The organism is Aquitalea denitrificans (assembly GCF_009856625.1).
GTDB lineage: Bacteria > Pseudomonadota > Gammaproteobacteria > Burkholderiales > Chromobacteriaceae > Aquitalea > Aquitalea denitrificans.
Genome location: NZ_CP047241.1, coordinates 3,536,655 through 3,549,766 on the forward strand (window position 1 = coordinate 3,536,655; position 13,112 = coordinate 3,549,766).

Consider the following 13,112-nt stretch of genomic DNA (forward strand, 5'->3'; position numbering starts at 1 on the left):
TTGCAATATGGCCTGCTGCCTCAGGCAGCCAGGGCACCGGCAAACCCGGCAAACAGACCAAGGCCACCGGCCAGTAAAAACAGGGCCGCCACCAGCACGGCATACGGTCCTTGCAGACGCAAGGCTGGCGGCAGTTCGCAGCGTGCCAGCCGGTACAGGAAACCCAGTACCAGCGGCAGCAACACGGCATTGAGTACGGCAGTGGCAATCGACAAGCGCACCAGGCTTGGGCTGCTGCCCACCACCACGGCAGCCAGCAGCAACATCAGGGCAAAGGCAGCATAGAACCACGGCACCTGCCGCGGGTGCTCGGCCAGGGCATGATGCCGGCCACCCAGCTCGCCCAGCGCCCAGGCTGCCGACAGGCACACCACAATGGTGGCCACCAAGGCTCCGCCGCTGAGTGCCAGTGCAAACAGCAGCCGGCCTGCCAGCGGGCCCAGCGCGGAACCAAAGGCATTGGCCAGTTCCGGTATGGTATCCAGCACGACCCCGCCATGACCGGCAAATACGGCAGCAGCCGCCATCAGGACTGCCGCCGTGATCAGCTGGCACAGTATGGCGCCGAGCATGGTGTCGATACGCGCGGCGCGCAGATCATCCAGATTCAGCCCCTTGTCGATCAGCGCAGACTGTTGATAAAACACCGTCCACGGCATCACGCTGCTACCCAGATTGGCGGCCAGCAGATACAGATAACTGGCATCGAGCAGCGGCATCTCCAGCAATTGCGGCTTTATGTGCTGCCAGCTTGGGTAGGCGTGCCACGCCATCCACAGGAAAGCCAGCTCCGCCACGCCAAACAGCATGGCAACCCGCTCCACCTCGCGGTAGCTGCCACTGCAAACCATCAGGAAGATCAACACAGCCACCAGGCTGACGCTCTGCCATACCGGCACGCCATACAGCTGTGCCACCCCGGACAGACCACTCATTTCGGTAAGCAAGGCACCAAAGCAGCTCAGGATCAAGGCACAGGTGGACAACCAGGCCCAGCCGCGGCCAAAGCGCTGCAGCACCAGTTCGCCATAGCCTTTGCCGGTGGACAGCGCCAGCCGCACCGTCAGTTCCTGCACGATGAATAGCAGCGGAATGATGAGGAACTGCAACAGCAATAGGCGGTAGCCCCACTGCGCACCGCTCTGGGCGGCGGTGAGCACGCTGCCGGCATCGGTATCGGCCAGCATCACCACCAGCCCTGGCCCCAGGGTGGCAGCCAGCCGCTGCAGGCGGCCAAGGCGCGGCGACAGGATACGCAAGGCGCTGGCCAGCTGGGTCATGGCTTGCCGCTGGCCGGGCCGTTGCGGAAGTCATGCAGCAAGGCGGAATCCGGTGTCAGCAGCAGCGTGGGAGCAGAGTCCGACAGCGCCTGGCGGTAAGTCTGCAAGGAACGGTAGAACTTGTAGAACTTGGGATCCTTGCCAAAGGCGGCCGCCAGAATACGATTGGCCTGAGCATCCGCCTCGCCATGAATGATGGCGCTTTGACGTTGCGCTTCAGACAGAATGACAGTGCGCTCACCATCAGCCTTGGCCTGGATTTCCTGTGACCACTGTCCGCCCTGGGCGCGCAGCTCACGCGCTTCTTGCTGACGTGCTGACTTCATGCGGTCGTAAATGGCCTGGCTGGTTTCCAGCGGCAGGTCGGCACGGTGCAGACGCACTTCGGTCACCTCGATACCCAGCATGCGGGCGCGGGTGGCGGTTTCCTGCTGGATTTGCTGCACGATGCGGGTACGCTCTTCCGATAGCAGGGCCTTGAGCGGCACCTTGCCCAGTTCGCGCCGCAGCGAGGTGCTGACCAGCTGGGTCAGTTGTAGCCGCGCCTGGTCCTCAGTACGCAGTGCCTGGTAAAAACGCAGCGGGTTGGCAATGCGGTAACGGGTATAGGTTTCCGCTTCCACCCGTTTTTCATCGCCCAGGATGATCTGCTCCGGCGGCGGTGCCAGGGTTTGCAAGCGCACATCGTAAAACTGCAGGCTGTCCACCAGCGGCAGCTTGAACTTGAGGCCAGGCTCGGCGTCCACGTCTATCGGTGCGCCCAGGCGGATGATCAGACCCTTCTGCCCCTCGCTGAGGGTATAGAAAGAAGACGACAGCAGCCACACGGCCGCCAGGGCGGCCACAATGCCCGCACCCTTGTAGGAAGTAGCCATCAACGCGTCTCCTTGGCAGGCTTGGCCTTGTCTTTGTCCTGCAACTGCAACAGCGACAGCACACCGCCATTGCCGCCCTTGCCGGAGGAATCCACCACCACCTTGCTGGCCTTTTTCAGCACTTCGTCCATGCTGTCCAGATACAGCCGCCAGGCGGTGACATCCTTGGCCTGGGCATAGCTCTGGTAAACCGAATCAAACCGCTTGGCCTCGCCCTGCGCCAGATTCACCACCTGGCTTTGATAGGCCTGAGCCTCCTGCATGATGCGGGCGGCATCGCCACGCGCCTTGGGCAGAATGTCGTTGCTGTAAGCCTGGGCTTCGTTGCGTGCGCGTTCCTGGTCGGCACGGGCGCGCTGTACATCGTTGAAGGCGTCGATCACCGCCGCCGGCGGGTCCACCCGCTGCAACTGCACCTGAGTGACGATGATGCCGCTTTCGGCTTCATCCAGACGGCTTTGCAGCAAGCTGCGGGTCTCCTCTGCCACCTGCTGGCGACGGTTGGACATCACCGCCTGGATGGGCGTGCGTGACACCACCTCGCGCATGGCGCTTTCGGCGGCAATGCGCAGCGAGGTTTCCGGGTTGTTCACCTTGAACAAAAACTGCCCGGCGTCCTTGATGCGCCAGAACACCACGCCATCGGCCTCGACGATGTTTTCGTCACCGGTCAGCATCTGCTTGTCACGCGGATCGGTGGAATCCGTGGTAACACCGTCGTACAGATTAGCCAGCTTCAGCTGCTTGATCTGGGTAACCTTGGGCAGCATGACGGTTTCGATCGGCCATGGCAGGTGATAGTGCAAGCCGGCCTGGGTGGTATCCACCCAGCGGCCCAGGCGCAACACCACGCCCTGCTCATCCGGCTGCACTTTGTAGATGCCGGCCATGATCCAGCCAATGACCAGCAGGCCACCCAACAGCAGCAAACCCTTGCCGCGCATGCCCATTACGTCCAGGTAATAATCTACGCGCTGCGCCCAACTGCTGCGTGATGCGCCCTGCCCTGTTACTGCCGCTTGTCCGGCCTCGTCTTGTTGCACTGCATTGCCTTTCTTGTTGCGGGCCTCTCCCGCGCTTGCCGCCTGCCGACATGTCAGCCCAATCGCTGCCAGCCATTGTCTACAACGCAGCAGGGTTATTGGCGGATGACAGCCCCTGCTGCGCACGCTTGTGCTACAGCCAGGTGCTAAGCGCCAGGCCTATGCCACCCAGGGCCGAAACCAAAGAAACAGCCAGCAACCAGCGTCGCTGGGTCAGTACCGTGATGGATGCCATGGCAACGGCAATCTGGATCAGCGTCATCGCCAGCGCCATGCGCTCGTGCGGACGCAATACCTTTTCGGATTCTTCACTCAGCTGGCGCGACTCTTCCTGTAAAGCCTGGGCTTTCTTCAGCTGCTCGGCCTGCTGGGTTTGCTGCTTTTGCAAGTCCGCTTGGTAACGGGCTTGCTGTGCCGGGTCGCGCACCAGCACCAGCGCCAGCTGGTCCAGATGGGCCTTGGTCGATTTGGCCTGATAGTAGGCCCAGGCATCGGATGCCTCGGACTGTTTGAGAATGCTCTGGTTTTTCAGAAACAAGGCTTCATTCTGCTTGGCGCCGCTCTGGTAGCTGAACACCGCGCCGATCGTGGCCAGAATGGCAGTCAACAAGGCAATCTTCTGCGCCAGCTGGCCCTTTTCGGCCTCCTCTTCCAGCAGCTTTTCATGCAGCCCTGCAATCTCGTATTCTTCCTCAGCCATATAACTTCTCCGTGGTCTGGATAGCCGACGTTTTATTCCGCAAGCATGGCCGGCATGCTCGCGCGCGCGCGCCTGTCAAACAAGCGGATTTCTGTGCAGTTTTTGTATCAAGCCAGCTAGCCAGCCATAGCGGGCCCGGGAAGGTATAGCCGGATTGATCCGCCCGAATCAGCAGGGCCACCACCCCACAGGCCGTAGAAGCAGCTACCCAGCCAGGGAAAACCCGGTTACAATGCACCCCTTCGCGGGCGTCGTATAATGGTAATACCCAAGCTTCCCAAGCTTGTGCCGTGGGTTCGATTCCCATCGCCCGCTCCACACCGGATTCCTGTAGATCCCGGATCTGCAAAAGAAAAAGCCAACCGTAACCGGTTGGCTTTTTTCTTGTCTGATCAGCAGCACCTGACCTGCTACTGCCGACCCCAGCAAATACCGCCTGGTGGCACCGCCGGCAAGACGGCTACATCTTGCTGAACTGATTCCGCAGACTCGGGCAGGAGCCCAGCTATTGCCGATGCCATGGCTGAGCGTATGTGGTGCTTATTGGCCAAAAATCATCACCTGCTGCTCGATGGCACCGAAAATACTTGTCCCGGCCTCGTCCAGCATCTCAATGCGCACCCGGTCGCCGGCACGCATGAATGAAGTCTGTGCAGCACCCAGCTCGATGGTTTCATACATGCGGACTTCGGCCAGGCAGCAATAACCCACGCCGCCGTTATCGATGGACGAACCATGCAAGCTGCCCTGCTTGTTCGATACCGTCCCGGAACCGATGATGGAGCCCGCCCGCAGTTCTCTGGTTTTGGCCGCATGCGCAATCAGTTGCGGAAAGTTGAAGGTCATGTCCTGCCCGGCATTTGGGCAACCAAACAGCTCGCCGTTCAGATGTACCCGTAATGGGCGGTGCAGCTTGCCACCCTGCCAATACGTGCCCAGCTCATCCGGCGTGACAGCCACCGGGCTGAATGCTGAAGCCGGTTTGGACTGGAAAAAACCAAAGCCCTTGGCCAGCTCCGCAGGGATCAGATTGCGCAAGGAGACATCATTGACCAGCATCAGCAGACGAATAGCCGAGGCCGCTTGCGCTGGCGTCGTCCCCATGGCGACATCGGCAGTGATCACGGCAAGCTCGGCTTCAAAGTCGATGCCCCACTCGACGGAGCCGGCGACAATGGGATCGCGTGGGCCGACAAAGGCATCAGACCCGCCCTGATACATCAGCGGACTGGTCCAGAACTCTGGTGGCAAGGCGGCTCCACGGGCACGGCGAACCAGCTCGACATGATTGACATAGGCCGAGCCATCCGCCCACTGGTAAGCACGTGGCAGAGGCGACTGGCATTGTGCCGGGTCAAACAACAAGGCCTGCGGCGGAATCTCCCGGTTCAGTGCCTGATAGCGTTCCTCCAGTCTTGCGGCGACAGCATCCCAGTCATCCAGTGCCTGTTGCAGGCAATCGGCGATGTCGGCCACGGGCAGGCAATGCGTGAGCGAGCGGTTAACCACAACCAGTTGGCCATCGCGGCGGCCATTTTTCAGACTTGCCAGTTTCATGCTGTGTTTCCTGTTTTGATCAATTTTCACATCTGGCCCCACCGGTGGTGAGGCCAGGACAACATTACCGCCAAGTAAACATTCAGCCCGTCACCCCCTTGCCCAGACTGCCGCGCAGGCCAAACAGCAGCAGCACGACAATCAGCAAGGACGGCAGGGCCACCAACTGGAACAGCGCAACCTGCGTCCAGTTCAGTGCAATCAGCTGGCCGCCCACCATCGGCCCGAGTACCGAGCCGATACGCCCTATGCCCAGACTCCAGCCCACGCCGGTAGTACGCAGCGTCGTGGGATAGAAACTGGCTGCCATGGCATTGATGGCAGGCTGACCGCCAACAACGGCAAACCCCACCAGAAACACCAGGGCAAACAGCCAGCCGGCGCTGGAAACGCTGTGACCGATCAGCGCAATCAGTACCGTGGCCAGCATGAAGCAGGGAAGCAGAATCCGGCGAAATCCGGCACGATCAATCAGCCAGCCCATCAGGATGGTGCCCAGCGTGCCTCCCAGCTGCAGCACGGCACCGACCAGCACCGCACGCTCCAGGCTCATACCCGCCAGGCGCGCCAAAGTGGGTAGCCAGTTGGACAGAAAATACAGGGCAATCATGTTGAGAAAACAGACCAGCCACAGCAGCAAGGTGCCGGACCGGCGACCATCCTGAAACAGGGCAAGCAGCGGCATGCTGCCTGTTGGCCGCTCAGCCAGTTGCAATAGCCCATTGGGCGGCAGCGGCGCCGACAACACACGCTGCAACAGGACCCGGGCCTGTTCTGGCTGTTGGCGAACCAGCAGCTGGTAGTGGATGGACTCCGGCAGATATCGCCACATCAGCAGTGCGATGAGAATGGGCAGGATTCCACCCAGCACAAACACCGACTGCCAGCCAAAGCGTGGAATCAGTAGCGCCGCCACCAGCCCGCCACTCATGGCCCCCAGCGTAAAGCCGCATGAAATCAGCATCATGGTGGAAACCCGCTTGCGCCGCGGGCTGTATTCGCCACATAGCGCCATGGCATTGGGCATGATAGCCCCCAGCCCCAGGCCCGTGATGAAGCGGATCAGCATCAATTGCTGCAGTGTGGTGACCAGCGCGGTCAGCAGCATGCACATGCCAAAGAACAGCGTGGAAACAATCAATACCGGCCTGCGGCCATAGCGATCCGCCAACATGCTGAACAGCAGCGAACCCAGCAACAGCCCCAGCAGGCCAGAGGAAAACACCGGCCCCAGTGCTGATTTGTCCACGGCCCATGTCTGCAACAAAGCAGGGGCGACATAAGCCATGGCTTGCACATCAAAACCATCCAGCACCATGCAGATGCCGCAGAGGATGAAAATCAGCCACTGGTATCTGCCAATCGGACTGGCATCAATCAGTGCGGCCACATCCACTTTTATCGTCTCACTCACGGCGTCTTGCTCCTGATTGTCTTTATGGACACTACCGGCCATGCCAACCAATGGTCTCTGTCTACGGCCCATCCCCGCTCATTCCGCTTGGGCAGACCGGGAGTTCGTCGTATCGTGCATCCAGCGGGCATGATGCGGAGCACGTTTGGTTTGCGACCATTCCTCCAGCATGTCCCACTTCACTGCATCCAGCCTGGCCTGCATCTCTTCCGTGGCGGTATTGGCCGCCAACTCCAGCCGATGGCCGCTGGGGTCCTGAAAATAAATAGACTGGAACAAGGTATGGTTGGTCGGTCCGACCACTTCAATCCCGTCTGCCTCCAGCCGTGCTTTCACGCTCAGCAGCACGGCAACGGATGCCACTTCCAATGCCAGGTGCTGGGTCCATGCCGGCGTGTTAGGGTCTCGTCCCATTTCCGGCCAGGTAGGCAGTTCGAAAAACGCCAGGACATTGCCATTGCCGGCGTCCAGAAACACATGCATGTATGGATCGGCGGCACCGGTGGAGGGCACCTGGTCTTCGGCAATCGCCAGAATGAATTGCATGTCCAGATACTTCTGATACCAGAGCACGGTCTGTCTGGCATCCTTGCAGCGATACGCAACATGGTGGATTTTCTTGATCAATTGCATGCAGCTGTCTCCCGGTTTTTGAGCGGCCATCCACGACGGGCGCAGCCAATCTGCGCGGTGGGTGTAAACATTTAAAAATGGCTCGAACTATTAATCCAACCGTTTTTCATGATTGATTAATTGGATTTTCTTATGAATATCACGCTGCGCCAGCTGCGAGCTTTTGTCGCCCTGGCACGTACTGGCAGCTTCACGCTGGCCGCCGAAAGCCTGTATATCACCCAGTCAGCCTTGTCTGGCCTGATGCGCGAGCTGGAGAACAATATGGGCATCCGCCTGGTTGACCGCAGCACGCGCCGGGTACAATTGACGGAAATAGGAAGAGAGTTCTATCCGGTTGTTGAGAAAATACTTTCCGACCTGGATCACGTGCTATCTGACGTATCTGAAAAAAAATCACTGCAAAATGGTTTTGTCAGAGTTGCAGCACCACAACTGATGGCCTCGACTCTGCTGCCGGAGCTGATTGCCGCCTATAACGCGGCATTTCCAGCCGTGCGCGTGAAGCTGGTTGATGCGGTTGTGGAAAGTATTGTGTCCAAGGTGTTCTCGGGCGAAGTCGATCTGGGGATCGGACCTGAACGTGAGCCAAATTCGGATATCGCCACCCAAACGCTGTTTTCCGGTCGTTTCATGGCGGTATTCCCGGCGGGGCATCCGCTTGGCAATCAGGCAGAAGTGAGCTGGGAGCAGTTATTGGCCCATCCCTTCATTTCCCTGCAAGGCCAGTTTACCGAACGCCTGAGGCAGGATTTGCACGATGCCGGGGCAGCAATGCGCATTGCGCCCAGCAATGAGGTCGCGTTCATGTCCACCGCACTGGCCATGGTCAACGCGGGTCTGGGGGTAACGGCCTGCATCAGCTATGCCACATCACTGGTAACGCTGTACCGTCTGGAAATGCGCCCATTGGTCGACCCGGTCTTGCACCGCGATTTTTACTGCTTTACTCAGCACAGCCGTTCACTCAGCCCCGCGGCACAGAGTTTCAAAACCTTTTCCAGCCGCTACCTGGCCACCATTGCCACATGATGCAGCCGCTGCCGGAATCTGGCTGTTGGCAGTAGCAAACAGCGGCTTCGATCCGGCACTACCTGCGGCTTTGCCCGCGCCAGCGCGCTTACAGCAATAGTCTATTTGCATTATTGTGGCCGCGCGGCACTGCTCATAACATCTAGCCCATCACCAGAGCGGTGGATCAGGGTAGTCACCCCCCTTCAGTCCATTGCATCCGCCCCCAGCATTGCCCGGCAGGTATTGCCGCGGCCAAACACGGCACAGACCGGTTGCATGGGTCGGCAAATTCACTCCAGGCATGGGACCGCAGAGATGAAAAGCTTTCACAGCATTGCCGCCGGTCTGATTACGGCCAGCATTGCCATTTCCGTCAACGCCGCATTTTCCGACCTGCTCAGCACGGCCCTGCACACCGTGGCGGCACGGGCCTTGCTGTTTTCGCTGATGATGGCCGCATGCTGCCTTGCCATGCTGCTGGTTGCCGGCAACAGCCGGCTTAAGCTGGCCATTCCCGGCCTGGATGAGCCGGCCATGGTGATTCTCGCCGCGCTGGCCACCACGAGCACCCTGCATCTTGCCAGCTTGCATGTTTCACCCGAGCAACTGCTCAGCACGCTGCTGATCACCAATGCCCTGACCGCCCTGCTGGCTGCGGCGGTGTTCCTGCTGGCCGCACGCTTTCGCGCCGGCCAACTGGCACGCTGCCTGCCCTTTCCGGTGCTGGCAGCCTTCATGGCCAGCAGCGGGCTGTTGCTGGTGGTGTTCGGTCTGAGCATCTCCGCCTCGCACAGCCTGTCCATCAGCCAGCTGGCCAGCTGGCATCTGTCTGGTCTGGAGATCACACAACTGGGCTGGGGCCTGGCCTTTGGTCTGCTGCTGTTGCTGTGCATGCGCAAGGTGGACCACCCGGCCATGCTTACCGCCCTGCTGTCACTCGCCTGCCTGTTGAGCCCGTCTTCCCCAGCCCTGTCGACGGGTAGCAACCTGCCAACGCTGCAGCTCGTTGCACCGGTCTGGTCGGAAATACTGGCAGCACTCCCCACCATGGCTGCCGCCGCCATCATGGCCATGCTTGGCAGTACCAGCAACATCATGGCACTGGATCAGGCCCAACATGCCGGAGCCGACCTTAACCACGAACTGCGCATGAACGGCATCGCCTGCCTGGGTTCTGCACTGTGTGCCGGTCCACCAGTCAGCGTAATGCTGTCTGACAGCCTGCTGGCCGGCAGCATGGGGGCGCAGCGCTGGCCACTGGCCATCAGCTTTATTGCCTGTGGCATGGTTGCCATCTGGCAGCAGCAATTGATGCTCAGCCTGATCCAGCCCTTCGTGCTGGGCGGCGTGCTGGTTTATTTCGGGCTGGAACTGCTCAGCCAGTGGCTGCGCCGCTGGTCCGCCCTGGCCAGCGCCGAGCGCGGCATTCTGCTGGGCACCATGCTGACCTTCCTACTGGTGAATGTGGTGGCCGGCATTGCGGTGGGACTGGTGTTGTCGGCCCTGTTGTTTTGCTATCGCGCCAGCCAGGAAAACCTGCTGCGCACCATTGCCGTGCTGCCGGGCAATCCGCTTAGGGCGGAACAGGGTTTGCTGAAAGTGGAACTGACCGGCCAGCTGTATTTTGGCTCAGCCAGCCGTCTGCACGACCAATTGCAGGTGGAAATACGCCAGCATCTTCCCCGTGGAGGCAGCGTTCAGCTGTGCCTGCGTCATGCCAGTCTGGACAGCTCCGCCATGCAAGCGCTGCATCGTCTGCGCCTGTGGTGCGAACAACAGGGCTATCCGCTGCAGCTGGCCTGCCACGAGGCCACCATGGCCAGCCAGTTACGCCGCTGGGGCATGACAGTGCAGGATGAAGCCCCCAGGCTTGCTCCTTCCCATCCGGAAGGCACACACCATAGAGCCAGGGCAGCCACTACGTCGCCACGCTTCCTGCACCTGCTCCAAACTGGACGCGACTAAGCCGTCAGGCACGGCACTGTACTAGCGCTGCCGTGTAAAAACCGGTAAGCACTGCTGCCCTATCCCTCCATACCAGCCGGCTGCTGCCCGGGCTGCCAGCACCGTTGCGCAGCCCGGTTTGCAGCCTGTCTGCTAAAGCATGCTAAAATTCGCGCTTTACAAACGCGGGCTGCCCGGTAATATTTTGGCTTCGCCAAACTTGGGCAAGCGGCTGCCAAGCCTTGTCAGCCATCGCCATGCTTGCAAACGACACTACCCCGCTTAGCCCCCCGAAGATGCACTCATGAAATGGAACTCCGGCCGGCTATGGCTTCGAATCTCGGTCTACGGCACCACCTCGCTGTTTGCGCTGTTCATCCTTATCCAGGCACTGATATTCTGGCAATTTGATGAATCGGCAGTCCGCAAAACACTCACCAGCGCCCTGAATGACACCCAGCGTCAGCTTGTGGTTGAAGGCAAGATCACCCCGACACTGTTTCCCTCGCCAGGCTTGAGCATCCACCAGCTAAGCATCAGCGAGCCTGGCAGCAAACAGCCGTTTGCCCGGATAGAGCAGCTGGATGTCTACCTGTCCTGGCTGCCTCTGCTTACCGGCAACCGAGAGATCAAGGCGCTGGAGCTGCATGGCGTCACCGCCAGCATCACCCGTGCGGCCGATGGTCGGCTTTCCATCATGGACCTGTTCCAGCGCCGCATTCCCGGCACCATCAGCATGAAGCTGGACCGGCTGGTCATCCGTGAAGGCACCCTGCTGTACAGCGACAAGATGAACGGCAGCGAACAGAAGCTGGACACCATCAGTCTGGATGCCGATGATCTGCGCAGTGGTGCCAGCCTGAGTGCGGCGGCCATTCTCAGTAATGGCAAGCGCCCCATCCGCCTGGCCATCAGCACGCCGCTAACCATTCAGGATGACCAGGTCAGCTTGGAAAAGCTGGACGCCGTAGCCCTATCCGAATTACCCGGGCTGGGGGAAAGCAAATTTACCGCCACCGGCCAGTACAAGCTGAACTTCGCTACCTTGCAAACCTCCGGCAAGGACCTGAGCTTCAGCTTTAGCAGCGAACGTCCCAGCAGCCAGCTGGAGCTGAAAGTTCCGGAACTCAATGCCAGCTTCAACGAAGTCACCATGCCCTCCGGCCATCTGAGCGGCAAGCTCAGTTACGCCCACAGCCAATACCAGCTGGATGCCGGGCTGGACAACCTCAAGCTGACCGAAGGCGGACTGGCCGCCGACAAGGTGAAGGGCGATTTCAACTGGCAGGCTGGCGATACCCGGCTCAATTTCAGACTGGATGCACCACTGGCGCTGATGGGCATGAAGCAGCTGCGCATGCAGCCCTTGAACATGACGGCCACGCTCACCACCCCGCTGCTGCCACGCGGCAAGCTGTTCTCCACCATGGAAGGCGCGCTGGATGGTGATCTGGACGAACCACGGCTGAACCTGCGGGTAGCCGGCAAGCTGGATGGTTCCGACCTGTCGGTCACCGTCAGCCAGTTCGGCCTGATGAAGCCGCGTCATGAAGTAACGCTGTCGGTGGGCAAGCTCGACCTGAACCGCTATCTGCCGGAAACCAAGGGCGATCCGGTAGCCATTTTCCAGGACAGCAAGCCGATTCCACTGGACTGGCTGGACTATTTCGACCTCACTGGCAAGGTGGCCGTGGGCGAGCTGGCCATGGGCCGCTTTCGCATGAACAACCTCAACGCCAGCGTGCGCATCAATCCGCGCGAACTGGAGCTGGACCAGATGTCGGCTGACATCTACCAGGGCCGCCTGCAGGGCGACATGCTGCTGGCCCGCCGCGACACGCCACACCTTGAGGTAAAACAGACGCTGAAGGATATGAACATCCGCCCGCTGCTGGTGGATCTGTTCAACTTCAGCCGACTGGATGGCAAGGGCAGCGGCCATATCGACATCAATGCCGATGGCAAATCCTTCCTTGAACTGCGCAACACCCTGACCGGCAATGTGGAAACCAGCCTCAACAAGGGCGCGCTGTCAGGTATCGACCTGGTCGCTGCGCTGAAAAATCTGCCGGCAGAACTCAAGGAATGGAATACCCAGGCCCAGGCTGACCAGAAAACCACCTTCTCCACCCTGTCCACCAGCTTCCGCCTGGACAAGGGCGTGGCCCGTAGCCAAAACATGCAGCTGGCCTCACAGCTGGTCAATGTAAAGGGTTCGGGCAAGGTAGACCTGATCCAGAACATCGTCGACTACACCATGGATGTGCAGGCCAACCCGCAGGAATTCAGCCGCTTCAAGGGCGTAAATGTGCCGTTGAAAATTACCGGGCCGCTCAATGCCCCGGTGTATGCACTGGACTTCAACGCCATGGTCAAGGGCAAGAAAACCGAAGGGGAAAAACAGCAGGCGCTGAAGCAGGAACTGAAAAAGCAGATCACCACCATTCTGCCCTGATCACCCCGCCCCTGCATGCAAAAGGCCGTGTCAATGACACGGCCTCAGGCTGCTGACAAAGTTATCTGGTTCGATTGCACTGGCCCCGGCAAAGCCGGGCCTTCCAGTTAACTTATCGATTCCGCAGCCTTCCCATCTATTCCCCTTCCCCCCGCCCTTGCCCTGCAAGGGAGCCTCGCTTTGCTTTCAGAAAGCGA

At 60.0% G+C, this 13,112-nt stretch carries 10 protein-coding genes and 1 tRNA gene; 4 read left to right on the top strand and 7 right to left on the bottom strand.

Going from position 1 to position 13,112, the window contains the following annotated elements; translation table 11 throughout:
- Positions 1-20 precede the first annotated feature (20 nt).
- The 4 genes from GSR16_RS16205 to GSR16_RS16220 all read right to left on the bottom strand — a co-directional run bounded on the left by GSR16_RS16205 (position 21) and on the right by GSR16_RS16220 (position 3,898).
- Complete coding sequence (locus GSR16_RS16205) at positions 21-1,280, bottom strand: NRAMP family divalent metal transporter (RefSeq protein WP_205677450.1); 1,260 nt, start codon at positions 1,278-1,280, stop codon at positions 21-23.
- Entirely contained in the window at positions 1,277-2,155 is an 879-nt protein-coding gene (gene hflC / locus GSR16_RS16210; RefSeq protein WP_159879188.1) for a protease modulator HflC, read from the bottom strand. The genes GSR16_RS16205 and hflC overlap by 4 nt, the downstream gene beginning before the upstream one ends.
- Positions 2,155-3,198 carry an FtsH protease activity modulator HflK gene (gene hflK, locus GSR16_RS16215; RefSeq protein WP_240902520.1) on the bottom strand — a complete coding sequence of 348 codons (1,044 nt, stop codon included), beginning with the start codon at positions 3,196-3,198 and terminating at the stop codon, positions 2,155-2,157. Before hflK ends, hflC begins: the two co-directional genes overlap by 1 nt.
- A 133-nt stretch (positions 3,199-3,331) precedes the next feature.
- Positions 3,332-3,898, bottom strand: a complete 567-nt coding sequence (locus GSR16_RS16220) for a DUF4337 domain-containing protein (protein ID WP_159879190.1) — start codon at positions 3,896-3,898, stop codon at positions 3,332-3,334.
- Positions 3,899-4,142: 244 nt separating this feature from the next.
- Here GSR16_RS16220 and GSR16_RS16225 point away from each other — a divergent pair.
- Positions 4,143-4,216, top strand: a tRNA-Gly gene (locus GSR16_RS16225).
- 222 nt (positions 4,217-4,438) lie between these two features.
- Here the strand turns inward: GSR16_RS16225 and GSR16_RS16230 are convergent.
- From GSR16_RS16230 to GSR16_RS16240, 3 genes are all read right to left on the bottom strand, one after another.
- Positions 4,439-5,455, bottom strand: coding sequence for a fumarylacetoacetate hydrolase family protein (locus GSR16_RS16230; RefSeq protein WP_159879192.1), 1,017 nt, complete (start codon positions 5,453-5,455; stop codon positions 4,439-4,441).
- 82 nt (positions 5,456-5,537) lie between these two features.
- Positions 5,538-6,869 carry an MFS transporter gene (locus GSR16_RS16235; protein ID WP_240902521.1) on the bottom strand — a complete coding sequence of 444 codons (1,332 nt, stop codon included), beginning with the start codon at positions 6,867-6,869 and terminating at the stop codon, positions 5,538-5,540.
- 78 nt (positions 6,870-6,947) lie between these two features.
- Positions 6,948-7,502 carry a VOC family protein gene (locus GSR16_RS16240; protein WP_159879196.1) on the bottom strand — a complete coding sequence of 185 codons (555 nt, stop codon included), beginning with the start codon at positions 7,500-7,502 and terminating at the stop codon, positions 6,948-6,950.
- A 132-nt stretch (positions 7,503-7,634) separates the two neighbouring features.
- Here GSR16_RS16240 and GSR16_RS16245 point away from each other — a divergent pair, with 132 nt between their 5' ends.
- The 3 genes from GSR16_RS16245 (at position 7,635) to GSR16_RS16255 (ending at position 12,915) form a co-directional block, all read left to right on the top strand.
- Positions 7,635-8,534, top strand: a complete 900-nt coding sequence (locus GSR16_RS16245) for a LysR family transcriptional regulator (protein WP_159879198.1) — start codon at positions 7,635-7,637, stop codon at positions 8,532-8,534.
- A 297-nt stretch (positions 8,535-8,831) separates the two neighbouring features.
- A complete protein-coding gene (locus tag GSR16_RS16250) occupies positions 8,832-10,481 on the top strand; it encodes a SulP family inorganic anion transporter (RefSeq protein WP_159879200.1) in 1,650 nt (549 codons plus the stop codon).
- 283 nt (positions 10,482-10,764) lie between these two features.
- On the top strand, positions 10,765-12,915 hold the full coding sequence (locus GSR16_RS16255; RefSeq protein WP_159879202.1) for an AsmA family protein: 2,151 nt from the start codon (positions 10,765-10,767) through the stop codon (positions 12,913-12,915).
- Positions 12,916-13,112: the final 197 nt, after the last annotated feature.